The organism is Pseudomonas sp. TE24901 (assembly GCF_054058375.1).
This window is the reverse complement of record NZ_JBSSAF010000023.1, coordinates 31,522-50,590: the sequence shown is the minus strand read 5'-3', so window position 1 is coordinate 50,590 and position 19,069 is coordinate 31,522. Positions and strand designations below refer to the sequence as shown.

20 protein-coding genes and 1 tRNA gene are annotated in these 19,069 nt (G+C 62.0%); 10 read left to right on the top strand and 11 right to left on the bottom strand.

Annotated elements, in window-relative coordinates; all coding sequences use genetic code 11:
* Nucleotides 1-136 precede the first annotated feature (136 nt).
* From ACVWVP_RS29725 to ACVWVP_RS29715, 3 genes are read left to right on the top strand one after another with little or no spacing between them, the layout of a single operon-like run.
* A complete protein-coding gene (locus ACVWVP_RS29725) occupies nt 137-1,330 on the top strand; it encodes a CaiB/BaiF CoA transferase family protein (RefSeq protein ID WP_178920982.1) in 1,194 nt (397 codons plus the stop codon).
* Nucleotides 1,327-2,268 (top strand): hydroxymethylglutaryl-CoA lyase, encoded by a 942-nt coding sequence (locus tag ACVWVP_RS29720; protein ID WP_457409614.1) that lies wholly within the window; start codon nt 1,327-1,329, stop codon nt 2,266-2,268. The genes ACVWVP_RS29725 and ACVWVP_RS29720 overlap by 4 nt, the downstream gene beginning before the upstream one ends.
* Nucleotides 2,269-2,327: 59 nt before the next feature.
* Nucleotides 2,328-3,659 carry an MFS transporter gene (locus ACVWVP_RS29715; RefSeq protein ID WP_178920986.1) on the top strand — a complete coding sequence of 444 codons (1,332 nt, stop codon included), beginning with the start codon at nt 2,328-2,330 and terminating at the stop codon, nt 3,657-3,659.
* Here the strand turns inward: ACVWVP_RS29715 and ACVWVP_RS29710 are convergent, their stop codons facing one another.
* Nucleotides 3,660-4,148: a DMT family transporter gene (locus ACVWVP_RS29710; protein WP_457409610.1), complete on the bottom strand. Its 489-nt coding sequence runs from the start codon at nt 4,146-4,148 to the stop codon at nt 3,660-3,662. It lies immediately after the preceding gene.
* A 77-nt stretch (nt 4,149-4,225) separates the two neighbouring features.
* Here ACVWVP_RS29710 and ACVWVP_RS29705 point away from each other — a divergent pair, with 77 nt between their 5' ends.
* The 3 genes from ACVWVP_RS29705 to ACVWVP_RS29695 all read left to right on the top strand — a co-directional run bounded on the left by ACVWVP_RS29705 (nt 4,226) and on the right by ACVWVP_RS29695 (nt 6,608).
* Nucleotides 4,226-5,146: a LysR family transcriptional regulator gene (locus ACVWVP_RS29705; protein WP_457409647.1), complete on the top strand. Its 921-nt coding sequence runs from the start codon at nt 4,226-4,228 to the stop codon at nt 5,144-5,146.
* A gap of 172 nt (nt 5,147-5,318) precedes the next feature.
* Nucleotides 5,319-5,960 carry a LysE family translocator gene (locus tag ACVWVP_RS29700; protein WP_176999214.1) on the top strand — a complete coding sequence of 214 codons (642 nt, stop codon included), beginning with the start codon at nt 5,319-5,321 and terminating at the stop codon, nt 5,958-5,960.
* Nucleotides 5,961-6,080: 120 nt separating this feature from the next.
* Nucleotides 6,081-6,608: a DUF4142 domain-containing protein gene (locus tag ACVWVP_RS29695; protein ID WP_457409607.1), complete on the top strand. Its 528-nt coding sequence runs from the start codon at nt 6,081-6,083 to the stop codon at nt 6,606-6,608.
* Between the two features lie 54 nt (nt 6,609-6,662).
* Here ACVWVP_RS29695 and ACVWVP_RS29690 read toward each other — a convergent pair whose 3' ends face one another.
* The 5 genes from ACVWVP_RS29690 to ACVWVP_RS29670 all read right to left on the bottom strand — a co-directional run bounded on the left by ACVWVP_RS29690 (nt 6,663) and on the right by ACVWVP_RS29670 (nt 9,443).
* Entirely contained in the window at nt 6,663-7,088 is a 426-nt protein-coding gene (locus tag ACVWVP_RS29690) for a low affinity iron permease family protein (RefSeq protein ID WP_178920994.1), read from the bottom strand.
* A gap of 89 nt (nt 7,089-7,177) precedes the next feature.
* A complete protein-coding gene (locus ACVWVP_RS29685; RefSeq protein WP_457409604.1) occupies nt 7,178-7,678 on the bottom strand; it encodes a methylated-DNA--[protein]-cysteine S-methyltransferase in 501 nt (166 codons plus the stop codon).
* A gap of 87 nt (nt 7,679-7,765) precedes the next feature.
* Nucleotides 7,766-8,176: a type II toxin-antitoxin system HicB family antitoxin gene (locus ACVWVP_RS29680; protein ID WP_178920998.1), complete on the bottom strand. Its 411-nt coding sequence runs from the start codon at nt 8,174-8,176 to the stop codon at nt 7,766-7,768.
* Between the two features lie 22 nt (nt 8,177-8,198).
* The gene (locus ACVWVP_RS29675) at nt 8,199-8,381 is read right to left on the bottom strand and encodes a type II toxin-antitoxin system HicA family toxin (RefSeq protein WP_178921000.1); all 183 of its coding nucleotides are present in this window, start codon (nt 8,379-8,381) and stop codon (nt 8,199-8,201) included.
* A 168-nt stretch (nt 8,382-8,549) separates the two neighbouring features.
* On the bottom strand, nt 8,550-9,443 hold the full coding sequence (locus ACVWVP_RS29670; RefSeq protein WP_457409601.1) for a LysR family transcriptional regulator: 894 nt from the start codon (nt 9,441-9,443) through the stop codon (nt 8,550-8,552).
* A 95-nt stretch (nt 9,444-9,538) separates the two neighbouring features.
* Here ACVWVP_RS29670 and ACVWVP_RS29665 point away from each other — a divergent pair, with 95 nt between their 5' ends.
* The 4 genes from ACVWVP_RS29665 to ACVWVP_RS29650 all read left to right on the top strand — a co-directional run bounded on the left by ACVWVP_RS29665 (nt 9,539) and on the right by ACVWVP_RS29650 (nt 12,671).
* Nucleotides 9,539-10,702, top strand: coding sequence for an MFS transporter (locus ACVWVP_RS29665; protein ID WP_457409600.1), 1,164 nt, complete (start codon nt 9,539-9,541; stop codon nt 10,700-10,702).
* Nucleotides 10,699-11,880, top strand: a complete 1,182-nt coding sequence (locus ACVWVP_RS29660) for an MFS transporter (protein ID WP_457409597.1) — start codon at nt 10,699-10,701, stop codon at nt 11,878-11,880. Before ACVWVP_RS29665 ends, ACVWVP_RS29660 begins: the two co-directional genes overlap by 4 nt.
* 189 nt (nt 11,881-12,069) lie before the next feature.
* On the top strand, nt 12,070-12,378 hold the full coding sequence (locus ACVWVP_RS29655; protein WP_178921007.1) for a hypothetical protein: 309 nt from the start codon (nt 12,070-12,072) through the stop codon (nt 12,376-12,378).
* Nucleotides 12,378-12,671 carry a helix-turn-helix domain-containing protein gene (locus tag ACVWVP_RS29650; protein ID WP_457409594.1) on the top strand — a complete coding sequence of 98 codons (294 nt, stop codon included), beginning with the start codon at nt 12,378-12,380 and terminating at the stop codon, nt 12,669-12,671. The genes ACVWVP_RS29655 and ACVWVP_RS29650 overlap by 1 nt, the downstream gene beginning before the upstream one ends.
* A gap of 111 nt (nt 12,672-12,782) precedes the next feature.
* On the opposite strand, the gene ACVWVP_RS29645 is transcribed toward ACVWVP_RS29650, so the two are convergent.
* From ACVWVP_RS29645 to uca, 5 genes are all read right to left on the bottom strand, one after another.
* Nucleotides 12,783-12,856, bottom strand: a tRNA-Gly gene (locus ACVWVP_RS29645).
* Between the two features lie 206 nt (nt 12,857-13,062).
* Nucleotides 13,063-13,947, bottom strand: coding sequence for an alpha/beta fold hydrolase (locus ACVWVP_RS29640; RefSeq protein ID WP_259171734.1), 885 nt, complete (start codon nt 13,945-13,947; stop codon nt 13,063-13,065).
* A gap of 304 nt (nt 13,948-14,251) precedes the next feature.
* Nucleotides 14,252-14,944: a 16S rRNA pseudouridine(516) synthase gene (locus ACVWVP_RS29635; RefSeq protein ID WP_457409592.1), complete on the bottom strand. Its 693-nt coding sequence runs from the start codon at nt 14,942-14,944 to the stop codon at nt 14,252-14,254.
* Nucleotides 14,944-15,156 carry a cysteine-rich CWC family protein gene (locus ACVWVP_RS29630; protein WP_457409589.1) on the bottom strand — a complete coding sequence of 71 codons (213 nt, stop codon included), beginning with the start codon at nt 15,154-15,156 and terminating at the stop codon, nt 14,944-14,946. The genes ACVWVP_RS29635 and ACVWVP_RS29630 overlap by 1 nt, the downstream gene beginning before the upstream one ends.
* A gap of 48 nt (nt 15,157-15,204) precedes the next feature.
* Nucleotides 15,205-18,828, bottom strand: coding sequence for an urea carboxylase (gene uca, locus ACVWVP_RS29625; RefSeq protein WP_457409587.1), 3,624 nt, complete (start codon nt 18,826-18,828; stop codon nt 15,205-15,207).
* Nucleotides 18,829-19,069 lie beyond the last annotated feature (241 nt).

Sequence of the window (19,069 nt, the reverse complement as noted above, 5' to 3'; positions counted from 1 at the left end):
CCGGTAAGTCGGATCCTACAGATAATTCCTTGGATGTTCGTGTTTGGCGAACGCTCGTTGCCAACTGACGGTTGGATTTCTCCTGTGGCTGCCCTCTAGTCTTGGCCCCACATTCCAAGAACAAGAGGTACACCCCATGACGGCTCCCCTGAGCGGTATCAAGGTGATCGAGATCGGCACCCTGATTGCCGCGCCGTTCGCCGCGCGGCTGATGGCCGAGTTTGGCGCCGAGGTGATCAAGATCGAAGCCATGGGCCAGGGCGACCCGCTTCGCAAATGGCGAAAGCTGCACGAAGGCACGTCGCTGTGGTGGTACCTGCAATCGCGCAACAAGAAATCCCTGGCCCTGAACCTCAAGTCCCCGGAAGGCCTGGGCCTGATCAAGCAACTGCTCGGCGACGCCGACGTACTCATCGAAAACCTGCGCCCCGGTGGCCTGGAAAAACTCGGCCTGGGCTGGGATGTGCTGCAGGCCATCAACCCCAAGCTGACCCTGGTGCGCATCTCCGGCTACGGCCAGACCGGCCCCTATCGCGACCGCCCTGGCTTCGGCGCCATCGGCGAGGCCATGGGCGGCATCCGCTACACCACCGGCAACCCGGACTCACCGCCTGCGCGGGTCGGCGTGAGCCTGGGCGATTCCCTGGCTTCATTGCACGGCGTGATCGGCGCGCTGATGTCGCTGCTGCGGGTCAAGACCGGGCAGGGCGACGGGCAGGTGGTCGATGTGTCCCTGGCCGAAAGCGTGTTCAACCTGATGGAAAGCCTGGTGCCCGAATACGACATGCTCGGCCATGTGCGTGAGCGCAGCGGCGGGGCGTTGCCCGGCATTGCGCCGTCCAACACTTACCTGACCGCCGACGGCGCCTATGTGGTGATCGCCGGCAACAGCGACCCGATCTACAAGCGCCTGATGACCACCATCGGCCGCGCCGACCTGGCCGACGCGCCCGAGTTCGCCCACAACGATGGCCGCGCCGCCAAGAGCGGTCTGCTCGATGCGGCAATCACCCACTGGACCAGCAGCTTGCCCATCGAGCAGGTGCTCAGCGCCCTGGAAGCCGCCGAAGTGCCGGCCGGGCGTATCTACTCCGTGGCCGATATCGTCAGCGACCCGCACTACCAGGCGCGTGACATGTTGCTCAATGCCGAGTTGCCCGGTGGTGTGTCGGTGAAGATGCCGGGCATCGTGCCCAAGCTGTCCGAAACCCCTGGCGGCGTGAACTGGCAAGGGCCGACCCTGGGCCAGCACACCGACGATATCCTCGGCAGCCTGGGCCTGACCGGGGCCGATATCCAACGCCTGAAAACTGCGGGAGTGGTGCAATGATTGCTGATTATTCCGACGCGCTGATCGTGCAGGAAGTGTCCCCGCGTGACGGCCTGCAGATCGAACCGACCTGGGTCGAAACCGCCGACAAGATCGCCCTGATCGACGGGCTGTCCCAGGCCGGTTTTTCGCGGATCGAAGCCGGCTCGTTCGTTTCGCCAAAGGCCATACCGGCCCTGCGCGATGGCGAGCAGGTGTTCCAGGGCATCGCGCGCAAGCCGGGTGTGGTTTACGTGGCGCTGATTCCCAATCTCAAGGGCGCCCAGCGCGCCATCGCGTCCCGCGCCGATGAGCTGAACCTGGTGATGTCCGCCAGCCAGACCCACAACCTGGCGAACATGCGCATGCGTTGTGAAGCGTCGTTGGAAGCGTTTGGCGACATCGTCAGTTTTGCTGCCGGGCATCCGGTCAGTCTCAATGGCAGCATCGCCACCACTTTCGGTTGCCCGTTCGAGGGCAAGATTGATGAGGACCGCGTGCTGCACATTGTCGACGCTTACCTGGAACTGGGCATTAAGGGCATCAGCCTCGCTGACACCACCGGCATGGCCAACCCGCGTCAGGTGCAGTGCCTGGTCAAGCGTGTGCTGGAACGTGTGCCGGCCAGTGACCTGACCCTGCATTTCCATAACACGCGGGGCTTGGGTCTATGCAATGTGCTGGCCGCCTTTGAAGCCGGCGCCCGGCGTTTTGACGCGGCCCTTGGCGGCCTGGGTGGCTGCCCGTTCGCGCCAGGAGCCTCGGGCAATATCTGCACCGAAGACCTAGTGAACCTCTGCGACGAAGTCGGCATTCCCACCGGCATCGACCTGCCGCACCTGCTAGACATGTCCCGCCGCTTGCCGGCCCTGCTGGGCCATGAGTTACCCGGCCAGGTGGCCAAGGCCGGGCGCAACTGCGACCTGCATCCGCCACCGGCGTACATCGCCACGCTGTAACGCCGCACCAGACAACAAAAACAATCGGGCGCCTGTGAGCAGCCCGCTGGAGAGAAACCATGAGCACTAATACGTTAGAGGCCGGCGCGCGCACGGCCAATGAGATCGACGCGGAAAAAGCCCTGGTCAGCAAGGTCGCCTGGCGCCTGATGCCACTGATCATGGTGTGCTACCTGTTTGCGTTTTTTGACCGGATCAACATCAGCTTCGCCAAGTTCCAGTTGCAGGCCGACCTGAGCCTGAGCGACACCGCCTACGGTTTGGGTGCCGGGTTGTTTGTGGTGGGCTATGTGATCTTCGAAGTGCCGAGCAACATGATGCTGTACAAGGTCGGCGCCCGGCGCTGGATCGCGCGGATCATGATGTCCTGGGGCTTGGCCACGGCGGCCATGGTGTTTGTCACCGCCGAGTGGCAGTTCTACGGCTTGCGCTTCATCATCGGCGCGATGGAAGCGGGCTTTGCGCCGGGCGTGCTGTATTACCTGACGTTGTGGTTCCCTCAGCACTTTCGTGGGCGCATCACCTCGATGCTGTTCCTGGCCTCGGCCTTTGCCGGGCTGGTAGGCGCACCGTTTTCCGGCCTGGTGCTGGAGCACCTCGACGGCGTGCTGCAAATGCGTGGCTGGCACTGGTTGTTCCTGCTCGGCGGCTTGCCGTGCATCGGCCTGGGCTTCATGGTGTTGACGCTGCTCAAGGACCGCATCGAAGACGCCCATTGGCTGACATCGGCGGAGAAGGCCTTGCTGTCGAGCCGTATCGCCAAGCATGAGCCGAACTCGCACGGTGGTTCGCTGCTGTCGGCGATCCGTATTCCCGGTTTCCTGATGCTCGGTTTTATCTACTTTTTGATCCAGGTGGCGTCCTACGGCCTCAACTTCTGGGCACCGCAGCTGATCCGCAGCGCGGGTACCCAGAGCCCGGTGATGATCGGTTTGCTCACGGCCATTCCCTATGTGTGCGGTGCCATCAGCATGGTGGTGATCGGGCGTTTGTCCGACGCTACCGGCGAGCGCCGCAAGTTTGTCAGCGGCCTGGTGTTGCTAGGCGCCGTGGGCTTCTTCAGTGCCGGCATCTTTGCCGACCACACCACCTTCCTGATCATCGCCCTGGGCATGTTGGGCGCGGGCATCATCGCCTCGATCCCGACCTTCTGGACCTTGCCACCCAAATTGTTGGCCGGCGCCGGTGCCGGTGCGGCGGGCGGTATTGCGGTGATCAATACCCTCGGGCAGTTCGGCGGCATCGTCAGCCCGGTGATGGTGGGGCGCATCAAGGACCTGACCGGCAGCACCACCCCGGCGCTGTACGTGATTGGCGTGTGTGCGCTGTTGGCAGCAGCCCTGTTGCTGTGGGGCTTGCCGCAAAAACTGCGCACCCTCGACAAGGGCTGATCAGCCCGCCGTTGCCAAGGCCCTGGCCGGTGTGGCGCTGAACTGAATCAACGCCACGCCGCCGATCAACAACAACGCCCCCAACACGCGGGGCGTCGTCAGTTGGCGCTCCACCAGGCCGAACAGGCCGAAGTGATCGAGCAGCAGCGAGGCGAGAATTTGCCCGGCCATGGCCAGCGCGATAAACCCTGAGGCCCCTAGCTTGGGCAACAGCATCAATGCCAGGGAAATAAAGCACACACCGAATGCACCACCGGCCCACATCCACAGCGGCGCTTTGCTGATAAACGCCAGGCTCGGCAACGGCAGGCGCAATGCCAGGATCACCGGCAGCAACACGATGATGCTCACCAGCAAGGAGGCCAGGGTGGCCCACAACGGATGGCCAAGCCCGCGCCCGAGGTTGGCGTTGATCGCGCTCTGAAACGGCACCACCGCGCCGGCGATCACTGCCAGCACCAGCAAACCCACCCAATGCAATGTCGTCATGTCGAATCTCCCAGAGGTTTTGCTGGACTCTAAGGTATTCGTCGCGCACATTTAAATTCCAAGTTTATATGATGAATATGCAGCTGATGAATGATCTGCGTCGCATCGACCTCAACCTGCTGGTGATCCTCGACGCCTTGCTCACCGAGCAACACGTCACCCGCGCGGCCGAACGTGTGCACCTGAGCCAGCCGGCTGTGAGCCACGCGCTGGCGCGCTTGAGGGATTTGCTGGACGACCCGCTGCTGGTCCGCCAGGGCGGCAGCCTGGTGCCCACGGCACGTGCGCTGGAGTTGGCAACTCCACTGGCCGAAGCGTTGGCCCAGGTGCAGGCACTGCTGGCGCCGAACCGGTTTGATCCGGCGTCGGCCAAGCGCCGGTTTCGGGTGGCCATGTCGGACTACAGCGCCGCGATTTTCCTGCCGGATCTGATGCGCACATTGCGCCGCGAAGCGCCGGGTATTGACTTGCAGATTGTCCAGGCCAGCCGCGAAGGCATGGTGGATGGCGTGCTCAATGGCGACCTTGATCTGGCCGCGGGCGTGTTCCCCGACATGCCCGCTGAGCTGCGCACCACGCCCTTGTTTGAAGAGCACTACACCTGCCTGGTGGACCGTAGCAGCCTGCCGGTGGATGGCGCGCTGGACTTGGCCGCTTACCTGTCGCGGCCCCATGTGCTGCTGGAAATGCGCGGCAGCGGCACGCCGGAAATCGAGCGCGCCCTGAGTGCCATTCGTGAGCGTCGACATGTGGCGATCAGCCTGCCGCATTGGGGCGTGGCGCCACAGTTGATCCAGGGCACGGACCTGATCCTGACCGTGTCGTCCCGGGGCTTGCTCAGCATCGATCACCCGGCGCTGGTGACCGTGCCGCCGCCGTTTCATATTCCTTCGTTTGCCGTTGAACTGGCGTGGCATGCACGGCGAGGAGGGGATTCGGGCTTGCAGTGGTTGATCGGGCAGGTGCAAGGCGTCTTGTATAACACCTCCTCACTGTAGGCGCTGGCTTGCCAGCGATTGCGCCGGGTCAGCTTGCCCACGTATTGCCTGACCGTCCCCAATCGCCGGCAAGCCGACTCCTACAGTGGATCGGGGGTGTTTTCAGGATTGCGCTCCTCGGCAGAACGTGCAGAATCCCTTGACCTTCCAACCGTCTGTTTGAGTCGCGCCCATGACCCCATCCTTGCTGCTCGCCGTCCTTGCTTCGGGTTTTATCTACGGTATTACACCCGGCCCGGGGGTGCTGGCCGTATTCGGTATTGGCGCCGCTCGCGGCCGTCGTGCCGGTGCGGGTTTCCTGTGCGGGCACTTGCTGGGGGATGTGGTGTGGTGCAGTACCGCGCTGATCGCCATTGTGGGCGCGCGGGAAGTCGGCAGCAGTGCGTTTGATGTGCTGGGCGTGCTCAGCGGTCTGTACTTGTTCTGGCTCGGCTGGCGCGCGATCCGCACCCAGCGTCGCAGCAGCGATGCGCCTCAGGGCGCGGCCCGCCACCCGTTCTGGCACGGGATCCTGTTTGGCCTGACCAACCCCAAGGCTTACCCGGTGGCGGTGGCAACCTTCACGGCATTGCTGTCCAGCCGTGCCGAATTGCTGACCTGGGCGATGCTGCCTTCGCTGATCTTCCTGAGCTTTGTCGGCGGCCTGCTGGCCTACGCCATCCTCATCGGCGTGGTCGGTGCCCAGCGCGTGCGCACGGTGTACCAGCGTCATGAAATCCTCATCACCAAGCTCTGCGGTGTGATGTTCATCGGCTTCGCCATCAATGCCCTGGCACACGCGTTGCCGGGCCTGTTTGGCAGCAAACCCGCCTGACGGACCGACGACCGTTCGTCGCACTGGCGAGTTTTTTCTAAACCTTTGCCGCCCTGAAAATTCGAATTCAGGGCGGGGCATATTCCCCCCGCACCTATTTTTGCCCTGGAGGAACCCATCATGAGCCGCTTGGCTATCCGGTTACGCACCGCCAGTTTCGCGATGCTGCTGGGCCTCGGCGCCAGCAATGCTTTCGCCCAGTCGCCTGCCGAATTCATCGAGCAGGCTTCGGCCAAAGGTATGGCCGATATCGAAACCAGTCGCATGGCCCACGCCAAAACCTCGTCCCAGGAAATCAAGGACTACACCATCGAGGTGATCAACGAACGCACCCTGGCCAACCAGCATTTGGCGGCGATCGCCAAGAAGCTCGACTTGCCCGTGGCACCCCGGGAAAAGATCGTCGACAAGGCCGAGACCTTGATGCCTGAACTCAAGGACGGTGATTCCTTTGATGCCGCCTACACCGCCCAGCAGGTCAAGGAAAACGAAGACGCCATTGCCCTGTTCAAACAGGAAGGCGCGGCGTCGGACGTGCCAGAAATAAAAGCATTGGTGGATGAGACGCTGCCCAAGCTCGAAGAGCGTCTGCAAAAGGCCCGTGCCCTCGCATCGACCTATGGCAAAGTTCATCAAGGCGACGGTTGATCACGTCACTTGAAATGAACAACGGCGGCTGGAATCTCTCCAGCCGCCGTTTTTTTAGGCCTGGTTCAAATCAGTCTTGTTCGGCGCCGCATCATCGGCAGCCTGCCCGCAGCTGCTGTTGAGGCTCACGGTGCCGGTGTTGCCGATGCTGCGGTATTCCTGGCGCAGTTTTTCCAGCTCCTTGCGGTCCAGGCCGTCCAGGCTCAACACCGCATTCTGTGCATCCTTGGTCACCCGCAGCAGTTCGTCGATCTTGATGTGCAGGATGTCGTTGTCGCGGTTCTGCGTGTTCTGGATCAGGAACACCATCAAGAAGGTGATGATGGTGGTCGAGGTGTTGATGATCAGCTGCCAGGTGTCGTTGTAATGGAAATACGGCCCGCTCAGGCTCCACGCCAGAATCAACACCACCGCCGCGTAGAACGTGCGGGGGCTGCCTGCCCAGCGGGACAGGGATTGCGACACTGCGGAGAATTTCATGACCGTGATTCCTTGAACAAGGGGGTGATGAAAGTATGGACCGCAGGGTCGCTCTGAAATTTCTTTTTACATTTAGGCCGGTGGGTGGCTCAGAACGCCCACCGCGCCTGGCCTGTACCTTCCAGCGCGAGTAGATATTGCTTGGCTTCCAGCCCTCCGGCAAACCCGGTCAGCTCGCCTGAAGCACCGATGACCCGATGGCAGGGTGCGATGATCGAGATCGGGTTGCGCCCATTGGCCGCTCCGACCGCACGCACGGCCTTCGGGTTGCCGATCTGCCGGGCGATGTCGCTGTAGCTGCGGGTTTCGCCGAAGGGAATGGTCAACAATGCCTGCCAGACCTGCTTCTGAAAATCGGTGCCGGTGAAGTCCAGTTCCAGTTCGAACCTGTTGCGCGTACCTGCGAAGTACTCCTTCAACTGACGCTGGGTTTCCAGCAGCACCGGGCTGTCATTCACCTCGTGCAAATCACCCAGGCGTACGCGGTTGGGCCGGTCTTTTTCCCACAGGATGGCGTTGAGTTTGCCGTCGCGTGCCACCAGGGTGAGCTGGCCGACGGGGGAGGGCATGAGCGTGTAGTGGAATAGCATGGTCGGGCTCCTGGGTGAGGTGTCCTTGCAGTCTAGGGCGACGGGCACATCGGCAAACTACGTTTCTTGCGGTTGAATTCGGTCTGGTCAGTTGCCCTGCTGAAGCACCTTGAGCGCAGCCGAAGCGAGGAAGCCCGAGCGGCTTTTTTCTTCGGGGTGGTGCAGTACATATTCATCAATGCGGTTGAGCAGATAACCCGGCAGCGTGATGTTGAGCTTTTGCGCCTTGCCCAGGTACTTGGTGACATCAATGTCTACGACAGCCCAAGTACAGCCCGCGTATTGCGGGTTGGCAGCATGCAAGGTGACTTTTTGCGCGGTGGGAATCGGTGCGCCATCTTCGGCAAGGATCTCGAAGTGCCCTTCGATTGCTTCGCGAGCCATGGCCATGGCGTCATCCAGGTCGTCACCCGCCGAGTAGCAGCCAGGGATGTCGGGTACTTCCACGCCCCAGGCGTGTTCGTCGTCGCCGGTTGATATTGCGATGGGGTAAAGCATGTCTGTTGTCCTCCAGGGACGCTCAACTCAATAGCGCCTGTTTCAAAATACTCTTGGCGGTCTTGTCCAGCAGGTCCTTCTTTGGATGAGGGATCGTCACCAGCCCCGGTTTTGTCGGGGGCTTGAAGTGGTGATGACTGCCTCGTATGCGCACCAGATACCAGCCGTCTGCAACGATGTGACCTATCAAATATCGGCTATCCACAACACCTCCTTGTGGTGTGTGTTGGTGGTGACTATAACCACTGAAAATAATTTATCAACACTCTACCTACCGGCGGTCGTTGGCCGGTATTTCGGTAGGGGGTCAATGCAGTGTATGAGCGCGCAGGAATGGCGCCGGAGAGAGGTATTGCGAGGTTTTTCGAAGGTATTAGCGGATGTGTAAGGCGTCGGTGATCACGTTGAGAAACGCATCGACTAACACACTTTTAGTCTTGGCAGGCGTCAGCACCAACAGCTGCGCACACGCATCGACCTCCAACAGCGGCCTGTACGTTACGCCCTTGTTCATCAGGCTCTGCGTGCATGCCGGCACCAATGCCACGCCTTGCCCGGCCGCCACCAGCGCAATGATCGAGGTGATCTGCCGTCCGGTCGGCCCTGGGCGCAGGGGCTGGCCGTGATGGCGGTAAAGCTGTTCGATGGACTGGTTCAGCCCCGAGCCGTAATCCGTTGGAAACAGGATCAAGGGGTAGGCACTGAGTTGCGCGAGATTGACTTCAGCGAGCTCGGCCAGCGGGCTGTCGGTGGACACTGCCGCTACCAGGCGTTCCTCGCCCAAGGATAGCGCCTGCACCTCGTTGCCCTGGGGTAGCAAGCGGCTCAAGCCAATGTCCAATCGGCCATCTGCGACCTGCGCACCCAGGCTGCCGGAGGCGCATTCCACCAGGGTCAGTTGCACGTCGGGGAAGCGCTGGGCAAACGCCTGGATGGCGTGGCTGAACAGGTCGGACAAGGCGATCGAACTGACATAGCCCAGCGACAGTTGCCCGGCCGTGCCCGCCGCCAGTTTGCCGGCAATCACCTGCGCCAGCTCCACTTGCTCCAGTACTCCGCGCGCGTAGGGCAAAAATGATCGGCCTTGCGCGGTGAGGGTTACCGTGCGGCTGGTGCGGTCAAACAGCTTGAAACCCAGCTCGGCTTCCAGCGCAGAAATCTGCCGGGTCAGCGGCGGCTGGGCCAGGTGAAGGCGAAGAGCGGCGCGGCCGAAGTGCAATTCTTCGGCGACCGTCAGAAAGTACCGCAGCTTGCGTAGGTCGAGCATCCTGGCCCCAGGGTATTGATCGGTCCGAATTCGGTATTGGTTCAGAACCTGCCCGCCATTCTATAAAGACCTCACAAAATAAAACGAGAGGTTTCATGAAACTGCGCCTGCATTGTGCCCGTCTGGCCCTGTTCCTCTGTGGCTGCGCGGCGTTTCTCAACCTCTATGCCACCCAGAGCATTCTCCAGGTGTTTGCTGCACAGTTCGATATCGGCGCCAGGGCGGCGGGGTGGAGCATCACCGTCACCACCTTGGCCGTGGCGATCACCGCGCCCTTTGTCAGCCGCCTGACCGGGCGTTTCGAGCAGCGGACGGTGATCAGCGTGGCCGCGTTGCTGCTGGCGGTTCCGGCCTTGATGACCGCCAGGGCCAACAGCTTTACCGAGGTGCTGGTGTGGCGGTTTGCTGAAGGCATGCTGATTCCGGTGGTGTTTGCCACCAGCGTGGCCTACATCGGCGATCGCTGGCGCGGCGGCACTGTGACGGAGGTCACCAGCCTGTACGTGGCAGGCACCGTATTGGGTGGGTTTGCCGGGCGTTTCGTGACCGGTGTGATGACCGAATACGTGGGCTGGCGCGAAGCCTTTGAATTGCTGGCAGTGCTGAGCCTGATGGTAGGCGGGTTCATTCAGTTCCTGTTGCCGCCCAGTCGTCCTCGGCCTGTGCAGGTCAAGGCGTCGGTTTCGAGTGTTTTTCGCAGGCCGCTGCTGGCCGCCTACGCCGTCGGTTTTTGCGTGCTGTTCTCCCAGGTTGCCGCGTTTACCTACGCAGGTCTGTACCTTGGCCTACCGCCTTTTAACCTTGGGCCTGCCGCATTAGGCACGCTTTACATGGTGTTCCTGCTGGCGCTGATCGTGATCCCCATCGCCGGCCGTCTCAGCAAAGCGCGGCCCCATGCCGAACTGCTCGGCGTGGCCGCCGTGCTGGGCGTCGTCGGGTCAGCCCTGACCCTGGTGCCATCCCTGTGGTGCATCGTGCTGGGCCTGGCCCTCAGTTCTACGGGTGTGTTCCTGGCCCAGGCGGCGGCGAATGCCTTCACCACCGCCACTGCGCGCGACAACAAGGCCGGCGCCGTGGGCGTGTACCTGACCTGCTATTACCTGGGCGGCAGTTGCGGTGCCATCGTCCCGGCGTTGATCTGGGAGCGTTGGGGCTGGGGTGGCTGCGTGGTGCTGATCATCACCTTTCAACTGTTGACCCTGCTGATCGCCCTGACCGGCTGGAAACCCCTCAAACCTGAACCGATTCCAACACCATGACCCTGACTGCCCGCGAAACAAATACCCGCCGTCGCCACTTGATCGCCGGCTGCGGCGCCCATGCCGTGCACGATGGTCTCACCGATGTGATCTACGTGTTGCTGCCGATCTGGCAAGCGCAGTTTGCCTTGTCCTACGCTCAGATCGGGCTTTTACGCGGCGCCTATTCCGGGATGATGGCGGTGTTCCAACTGATGGCCAGCCGAGCCGCCAGGCGCTGGGGCCGCGTGCCGTTGCTGGTGGGCGGGACTGCCCTGGCCGGGGTTGCCTACATGCTGGTCGGGCAAGCTACGGGGCTGGTCATGCTGCTACTGGCGCTGCTGTTGGGCGGCTTGGGCGCCAGCACCCAGCATCCCTTGGCCTCTTCGATGATCACCGACGCCTATGAAGACGGCGGGGGCGTGAAGCAGGCTTTGTCCCAGTACAACTTTTCCGGCGACATCGGCAAGACCTTGGTGCCCGGCCTGGTGGGCCTGCTGCTGACGGTGATCAGTTGGCGTGCCAGCGCCACGTTGCTGGGCGTGCTGGGGCTCGCATCGGCCGGGTTGCTGTGGTGGTTGATTCCCCGCCAGTCGCGCACCGCCACGGCCCCAGTGGCCGCCAAGCCTCATGCCGGAACCGGCTCCGTGACGGGCCTGCGCGCATTGATTGTCCTGGGCACCCTCGACAGCGCAGTGCGCATGGGTTTCCTCACGTTCCTGCCGTTCCTGCTGCAAACCAAAGGTGCGGGCACCGCCGGCATCGGCCTGGCCCTGACCCTGCTGTTTGTCGGCGGCGCGTTCGGCAAATTGTTCTGTGGTTACCTGGGCGCGCGCATCGGCATGATGAAGACCGTGTGGCTGACGGAAACCAGCACGGCCGTGCTGATTGTTATGGCGGTGTACCTTCCGCTGGAAGGCTTGATGCTGATGCTGCCGCTGCTCGGCCTGGTGCTCAATGGCACGTCTTCGGTGCTGTACGGCGCCGTGCCCGACCTGGCCGGCGCGGGTAAGCGGGAGCAGGCGTTTGCGCTGTTCTACACAGGCACCATCGGCGGCGGAGCGTTGGCGCCAGTGGTGTTTGGTGGCGTGGGGGATGCGCTGGGCGTGCCGGTGGCGGTGATGGTGTTGGCGGGGGTGTTGTCGGTGACGTTGCCGTTGGCGTGGGGGGTGGAGAAGGGCATAGAGATGGAAAGATGATGGAGCTTTTTCGGATTGAAAACTCAGTTCCGTCCTACGTCATGACACAGGTTGCCTGGAGGTAGAGTCTGCCCTTCATCAATCCCGGCGCATTTTTCGTATGCCTATCAATGAATGACGAGCGGCAGTTGCATGATAGGAAACGATCCGATTAAGCGTTGTGTGCGCCAATGACGTATAGGCGTGGGTATGATATTTATCGAGTCGCTCGCATTTACAGAAGACCTGGCAACGCTTTTGAGTGAGGAAAGCTACGGTGAATTACAGGCATTTCTAGCCGAAAATCCCACGGCGGGTGATGTGATTCAAGGCACCAATGGACTTAGGAAGATCCGCTGGGCTGTGCAGGGTAAGGGCGGTGGTGTCAGAGTGATCTATTACCACTTCTGCGTGGCCTATCAAATTAGATTGATTCTGATCTATCGCAAAGGCATCAAAGATGATCTATCTCCTGCAGAAAAGAGAATTCTGAGCGAGATAAACCGAAGGTGGGAGTGATGGATAAAAAGCTGTTCAACCGTCTGGTCGAAAGCATGACCCAGATGGACGAAATCGTAAGAGGTGAGTGCGCCCCCTCTCGCGAATTTTTTGTTGATGCTTTGAAGGTAAAAGAGATTCGACAAGCCACGGGACTGTCACAAGCACGGTTTGCTAAGGCGATCGATGTGCCGGTAGGGACGCTTCAAAACTGGGAGCAAGGGCGACGCGAGCCGGAGGGGCCTGCAAGGGCGTTATTACGTGCGCTCTATAATGATCCTGATCATGTACTGGCAGCCTTGAAATACAGGTAACCCTGGAATGCTGAGTTTCAGGTAGATAGAAACAAAAAAACCGGCCACCAAGGACCGGTTTTTTTATGCATCCCCCGCCAAAACCAACCTGGCGCGAGAGCAGAATCTGAGTGGAGCGGGTAGAGGGAATCGAACCCTCGTCGGAAGCTTGGGAAGCTACTGTTCTACCATTAAACTATACCCGCTCAGAGCGGCTGACTTTGTACCAGATGTTTGCCGGGATTTGAAGTTTTTCTTCAAAAATGTGTGGGTTACAGGTGCAGAGGCTGACTTGTCTGCGATACCGGCACCTCTGTGTGTCAGTCACACTTTGGTGATGCTATCGCAGGCAAGCCAGCTCCCACACAAGCCTGGCCCCTGCATAACCAGGTAACCGTCCGACCGTGCCATTTCAAATGGCAAAGGCATGCTGCGTCTGGCCCTGGTGGTAGCGCAAGCGACTGGCCGGGCGCTGCGGTTTCAGAAAACCGACGACCGCGTCCCGGCTATCCCGGCACGCCGCCTTGTGCTCCATGTCCAGGAAATGCCCGGTGGCCTGGATGGTGCTGAAGCTGCTGTTGGCCACATGCTGGCCAAACAGCTTGGCGTCCTGGGCGCTGGTGTACTCGTCCCATTCACCGTTCAGGAACAGCACCGGGATGTCGATCTGTTTGGCCGCCCTGAGGTAGCACAGTCGATCGCTGTTGAGCACGTGGCTGATGTGAAAGTGCATCTGCCCATACTCATGCTCGGCCAGGCTGCTCACGTGCTTGTAGTTGAACCGCTTGAACAGCGACGGCAGGTGCTTGCCGATGGTGCTGTTGACCAGGTGGCCGACGCGGTCGCGATCGAGGTTGCCGAGGTAGTCGACCCCACGCTCCAGGTAGTCGCGCATGGGCGCGTTGATCACCGGGGAGAACGAACTGATCACCGCCTTCTCGACGCGGCGTGGCCGGTGGGCGAGGGCGACCAGGGTGGCCGCGCCGCCCCAGGAAAATGACAGCACGTGTTCAGCAGCGAAGTGGTCGATGAGTTCCAGCAGAATCTGGCCTTCGACTTCCTTCGTCAGCATCTGCTCATGACGGTTATGGAGTTTGGAGCGGCCAGCGTAGGGCTGGTCGTACAAAACCACATTGAACTGCGGGTACAGGCTTTTCACGGTTTGGGCGAAGGATGCCGTAGTGGCCATCGAGCCGTTGACCAGGATGATGGTCTTTTCAGCAGCGTCCGCGCGATAGAACTCCGTGTAAACCCGATACTGACCCTGTATATCCAACACAGCGATTTCTGGCCTCATGTCGTAAGACTCCTGGCAAGCGGGTAGGGCGCGCAGATCACTCTGCACGAGCTTTGTGACAGGTAGGCATACGCCTGGAAAAGGAGGGCCCATGTCGATCCGATGACGGCTGGCCGACGGGTGTTGTTATGGCGGGCTGTTTGCCTGAGAGGCCCGTAGATCAAGCGCGGGCGGGGCAAGGTGTTTCTTGGAGGTTATGGGCGACTCGTCAGTCATTATTCGGCTGACGGTTTGATTCAAGCAGCAGACCCGGGATGTCGCAAGTCACACAAATGGGTTTTTGCCATCACCGGCCGAACGGTCATCAGACCTGTCGTATTTCGTCGTCGGTCAATGCGCGGTATTCGCCTGGTGCGAGGGCGGCGTCCAGTACCAGCGGGCCCATTTGTTCGCGGTGCAGGCCAATCACCTTGTTATCAAAGTGCCCGAACATGCGCTTCACCTGGTGATAACGGCCTTCGACAATGCTCAACCGCGCCGTGGTCGGCCCCAGAACCTCCAACTCGGCAGGCTGGGTGGTGAGATCTTCGAAGGCGAAATAGAGGCCCCCGGCAAAGGTCGCGGCGTACTCGGCGCCGATGGCCTGTTCGGTCTCCACGAGGTAGATCTTGGGCAGCTTGGTCTGGGGCTGGGTCAGGCGGCGCGACCATTGGCCGTCATTGGTGATGACCATCAGACCGGTGGTGTTGAAATCCAGACGACCGGCAATGTGCAGCTCATCCATATCCGGCTCATCGAGCCAGTCCAGCACCGTCGGGTGTTGCGGGTCCGACGTGGCGCTCACACATCCCTGGGGTTTATGCAGCATGAAATACCGCGCTGGCTTACCCGCCTGCAGCACCTCATCGCCCACGCACACCCGGCTGAACGCGCGCACCTCATGGTGAGGATCGCTGACCTCTACACCATCCACCGTCACCCGCCGCTCCACCAGTAACAGGCGCACTTGCTTGCGATTGAAACGCGGCAGGTTGCTGAGGAACCGATCAACGCGCATTACGAGCGCTCGGCCCCACGCAACTGTGCGTCCACCTGGGCACAGCGCGGGCACAGGCACGCTTTATTGCGCAGTTCATCGGGCAACGCTTCAAGCACCGCAGGGTCGATGGTGACGCTGTAGCACCAGCACGCCTGGTCGGCCGTGCGTGGGTCGGCCAGGGTGCAATCGTTGCGGGCGCCGCAGGCCGGGCAGAGGTTGGGTGTGGTCATGGGGGGTATCGTGCAGGACGGTTCAGAGCCTGCACGATACAGCGCCGGTCAGTCCCGTTCCAGCACCACGACCCGTTGGCCGGCGCCGATGCCACTGCCCGGTTGCACCGGGATTTCCCGCACCACGCCGGCAAACGGCGCCAGCACCGGGATCTCCATTTTCATCGACTCCAGAATCACCAGCACATCCCCCGCTGAAACACGTTCACCTGCCACCACCTGAACCTGCCAGAGGTTGCCCGCGATAGGGCTGTCGATGCTGTGTTCATTGGCCTGCAACGGTGTGTCCGCAGCCTGCGGTGCCGCCAGTTCCTCGCTGTCGAAATGCGCCTGGCCGCTGGCGATCCAGCGTTCGCGTTCGGCGTTGAACGCCTGCTGCTGTTGCGTGCGGAACGCGTCAATGCCCGAGGCTTCGCGCGCCAAAAAGGCCTGGTAATCCGCCAGGTTCAATTGGCTTTGCTCGATTGCCAGGTCAAAGCGCCCCAGGGGAAAGTCACGGCGAATGCGCAGCAACTCATCGGCACTCACCGGGTAGAAGCGGATCTGGTCAAAGAAGCGCAACAACCACGGCTTGCCCTCGAACGCCGCCACTTCGCGATAGCGGTTCCACATCTGCAAGGTGCGCCCGACAAACTGGTAACCCCCCGGGCCTTCCATGCCGTACACGCACAAATAGGCGCCGCCGATGCCCACCGAGTTTTCCGCCGTCCAGGTGCGCGCGGGGTTGTACTTGGTGGTCACCAGGCGATGGCGCGGGTCCAGCGGTGTGGCCACGGGCGCGCCGAGGTAGACGTCGCCCAGGCCCATCACCAGGTAGCGGGCATCGAATACCGTGTGGCGCACTTCATCGAGATTGGCCAGGTCGTTGATGCGGCGGATGAACTCCAGGTTGCTCGGGCACCACGGCGCGTCCTTGCGCACGGTGGTCATGTATTTTTCGATGGCCAGCTGGCACGCCGGGTCGTCCCACGACAGGGGTAGATGCACGATGCGCGATGGCACTTGCAGGTTTGGCGTGGCGCACACGGCGGTCCATTCGCTGGCGATCAGCGTGAGCAATTCAGCCAGGGGCAATTGCTCGGGCTGATAGTGGATTTGCAGCGAGCGGATGCCCGGCGTCAGGTCGATCACGCCGTGCAGGGCACGGGCTTCGAGCGCTTGCATCAAGGCGTGGGCGCGGAAGCGCAGCACCAGGTCCAACTCAGGCGCGCCGATCTCCAGCAGCAGGTGGGTGTCGCCGGCAACGCGCGCGACCAGCCGGGTGCTGTCTTCACCCCTATCGAGCACCACAGGTGACTCGGTCAACTGTGGGAGCGGGCTTGCCCGCGATGGCATCACCTCGGTGTGGCTGTGGGACCGAGTCGCCTGCATCGCGGGCAAGCCCGGCTCCCACCGTTGATCCCATTCCAAGGCAAGATCCCGGGCGGTTTTGAGATCGACCGGTTCGAAGCAAATTTTATCGCCGGCCTTGAGCTGGCCCAGTTGCCAGAGGTCGGCCTCGATCACGGTGACCGGGCACACAAAACCGCCCAGGCTTGGCCCGTCCGGCCCGAGGATGACGGGCATGTCTCCGGTGAAATCCACTGCGCCGATGGCGTAGGGGTTGTCATGGATGTTCGACGGGTGCAGGCCGGCTTCACCGCCATCCGTGCGTGCCCACAATGGCTTGGGCCCGATCAGCCGCACGCCGGTGCGGCTGGAGTTGAAATGCACTTCCCATTGAGTGGCGAAGAAGGTGTCGATGTACGCGGGCAGGAAGTATTCCGGTGCGCCGTGGGGGCCGTAAATCACCCGGATCCTGCGCACGCCTGCCAAGGGCTCTGGGACAATCTGGCGCCCGGCGCTGGTGTCCTGCAACGGCAGCAGGTGCAGCACATCCCCGGCCCGCAACGCGCGCCCGCCGTGCCCGCCAAACTGGCCGAGGGTGAAGGTGCTCTTGCTGCCCAGGTAGTCCGGCACCTGCAACCCGCCGCGCAGGCACAGGTAGCTGCGCGCACCGGCGCCGGGCATCGCGCCGAGGCTCAACACCGATCCGGCCGGGATCAGCAATGCGGTGTTCATCGGCACCGCTTGATCGTCCAGCAGCAGCGGGATTTCAGCCCCGGTGACGGCCACCACCGCCGCGCAATTGAAGCGCAGCAGTGGCCCGCTCATGGTGACTTCCAGCGCGGCGGCGCCTTCGCTGTTGCCCAGCAGGCGATTGCCCAGGCGCAATGCGCGGCTGTCCATCGGCCCCGACGGCGGCACGCCCACGGCCCAATAACCGAGGCGCCCGGGGTAGTCCTGCACGCTGGTCTGGGTACCGGCGCTAAGTACCTCGAACGTGTCGGCGGCGTAGACCAGGCCTTCCAGGCAACGCGTCCATGGCCGGCCGCTGGCGAAGGGGGCCGCGAGCAGAATCTGGCGCAGGTAGTCGCGGTTGGTTTCCACGCCGTACAACTGGCTGTCGCTGAGTGCCTGATGCAGGGCCAGGCGCGCCTGTTCGCGGGTGGGTGCCCAGGTGATGAGCTTGGCGATCATCGGGTCGAAGTAGGGCGGGATCTCGCAACCCGCCTCCACCCAGGTGTCGACCCGCAAACCCTCGGCCAGCGGAAAATCCACCTGGGTCAACAAGCCGGGGCTGGGCTGGAAATCCCGACCTGGGTCTTCCGCGTACAGGCGCGCCTGAATGGCGTGGCCCCGAGGCGTCAACGCCAGCTCGCTCAGCGGCGGCATTTCACCCGCCGCCAGTTGCACCATCCAACGCACCAGGTCCACGCCCCACACCTGTTCGGTGACGCCATGTTCCACCTGCAGGCGCGTGTTCACTTCAAGGAAATAGAAGCGCCCGTCGGCGCTGTCGAAGATGAATTCCACGGTGCCGGCACTGCGGTAGTTCACCGCTTTTGCCAGGGTGATGGCGGCCGCGCACAGGGCTTCGGCCATGCCGTCAGGCAGGTTCGGTGCCGGGGTTTCTTCGAGGACTTTCTGGTTGCGCCGCTGCACCGAACAGTCGCGCACACCGAGGGCAATGACCTCGCCGGCGCCATCGCCGAACACCTGCACTTCCAGGTGGCGTGCGTGCTCGATGTACTTCTCGATAAACACACCGGCGTCGCTGAAGTTGTTCTGCCCCAGGCGCTTGACCGCCTCGAAACACTCGCTCAACTCCGTCGCGCTGCGGCACACGCGCATGCCGATCCCGCCACCGCCGGCGGTGCTCTTGAGCATCACCGGGTAGCCCACGTTGTCGGCGGCCAGCAAGGCGGTTTCAAGGTTGTCTAATAGCTCGGTGCCTTCCAGCAGTGGGATCTGATGCTGTTTGGCCAAGGCCCGCGCCGTGTGCTTGAGGCCGAACACACGCAGTTGTTCCGGCGTTGGCCCGATGAAGGCAATGCCGGCGTTTTCGCAGGCTTCGGCGAAGGCGGCGTTTTCCGAGAGAAATCCATAGCCCGGGTGAATTGCCCGGGCACCCGTCGCCTTAGCGGTGGCGAGGATTTTCTCCACCGCCAGGTAAGTGTTCGCCGCCGCGCCTTCACCGAGGCAATAGGCTTCGTCGGCCTGCTGGATATGCAGGCTGGCCGCGTCGGCTTCGGCATACACGGCGACGCCTTTGACGTGCAGCTCGCGCAGGGTGCGCAGGATGCGGCAGGCGATGGCGCCACGGTTGGCGATCAAGACTTTTTCGAACATGGCAAAACCCTGCGGGCCGTCCCGCACAATGGGGCAAGCGCCCACGGTCGTCCGTGGCGCAAATTCCGAAAACAGTGGAGATCCAAATGTGGGAGCGGGCTTGCTCGCGAAAGCGGAGTTTCAGTCACAGATGCATTTGCTGACCCACTGCATTCGCGAGCAAGCCCGCTCCCACATTTTTGAACGTCATTGTTTTTTAAGGCACTGCCCGGCGCGGGCCTGGCACAGGGCAAACAGCCAT

Coding starts and splice junctions, on each gene's coding strand:
- ACVWVP_RS29725 (WP_178920982.1), top strand. CDS start 137: ATGACGGCTCCCCTGAGCGGTATCAAGGTGATCGAGATCGGCACCCTG.
- ACVWVP_RS29720 (WP_457409614.1), top strand. CDS start 1,327: ATGATTGCTGATTATTCCGACGCGCTGATCGTGCAGGAAGTGTCCCCG.
- ACVWVP_RS29715 (WP_178920986.1), top strand. CDS start 2,328: ATGAGCACTAATACGTTAGAGGCCGGCGCGCGCACGGCCAATGAGATC.
- ACVWVP_RS29710 (WP_457409610.1), bottom strand. CDS start 4,148: ATGACGACATTGCATTGGGTGGGTTTGCTGGTGCTGGCAGTGATCGCC.
- ACVWVP_RS29705 (WP_457409647.1), top strand. CDS start 4,226: ATGCAGCTGATGAATGATCTGCGTCGCATCGACCTCAACCTGCTGGTG.
- ACVWVP_RS29700 (WP_176999214.1), top strand. CDS start 5,319: ATGACCCCATCCTTGCTGCTCGCCGTCCTTGCTTCGGGTTTTATCTAC.
- ACVWVP_RS29695 (WP_457409607.1), top strand. CDS start 6,081: ATGAGCCGCTTGGCTATCCGGTTACGCACCGCCAGTTTCGCGATGCTG.
- ACVWVP_RS29690 (WP_178920994.1), bottom strand. CDS start 7,088: ATGAAATTCTCCGCAGTGTCGCAATCCCTGTCCCGCTGGGCAGGCAGC.
- ACVWVP_RS29685 (WP_457409604.1), bottom strand. CDS start 7,678: ATGCTATTCCACTACACGCTCATGCCCTCCCCCGTCGGCCAGCTCACC.
- ACVWVP_RS29680 (WP_178920998.1), bottom strand. CDS start 8,176: ATGCTTTACCCCATCGCAATATCAACCGGCGACGACGAACACGCCTGG.
- ACVWVP_RS29670 (WP_457409601.1), bottom strand. CDS start 9,443: ATGCTCGACCTACGCAAGCTGCGGTACTTTCTGACGGTCGCCGAAGAA.
- ACVWVP_RS29665 (WP_457409600.1), top strand. CDS start 9,539: ATGAAACTGCGCCTGCATTGTGCCCGTCTGGCCCTGTTCCTCTGTGGC.
- ACVWVP_RS29660 (WP_457409597.1), top strand. CDS start 10,699: ATGACCCTGACTGCCCGCGAAACAAATACCCGCCGTCGCCACTTGATC.
- ACVWVP_RS29655 (WP_178921007.1), top strand. CDS start 12,070: ATGATATTTATCGAGTCGCTCGCATTTACAGAAGACCTGGCAACGCTT.
- ACVWVP_RS29650 (WP_457409594.1), top strand. CDS start 12,378: ATGGATAAAAAGCTGTTCAACCGTCTGGTCGAAAGCATGACCCAGATG.
- ACVWVP_RS29640 (WP_259171734.1), bottom strand. CDS start 13,947: ATGAGGCCAGAAATCGCTGTGTTGGATATACAGGGTCAGTATCGGGTT.
- ACVWVP_RS29635 (WP_457409592.1), bottom strand. CDS start 14,944: ATGCGCGTTGATCGGTTCCTCAGCAACCTGCCGCGTTTCAATCGCAAG.
- ACVWVP_RS29630 (WP_457409589.1), bottom strand. CDS start 15,156: ATGACCACACCCAACCTCTGCCCGGCCTGCGGCGCCCGCAACGATTGC.
- uca (WP_457409587.1), bottom strand. CDS start 18,828: ATGTTCGAAAAAGTCTTGATCGCCAACCGTGGCGCCATCGCCTGCCGC.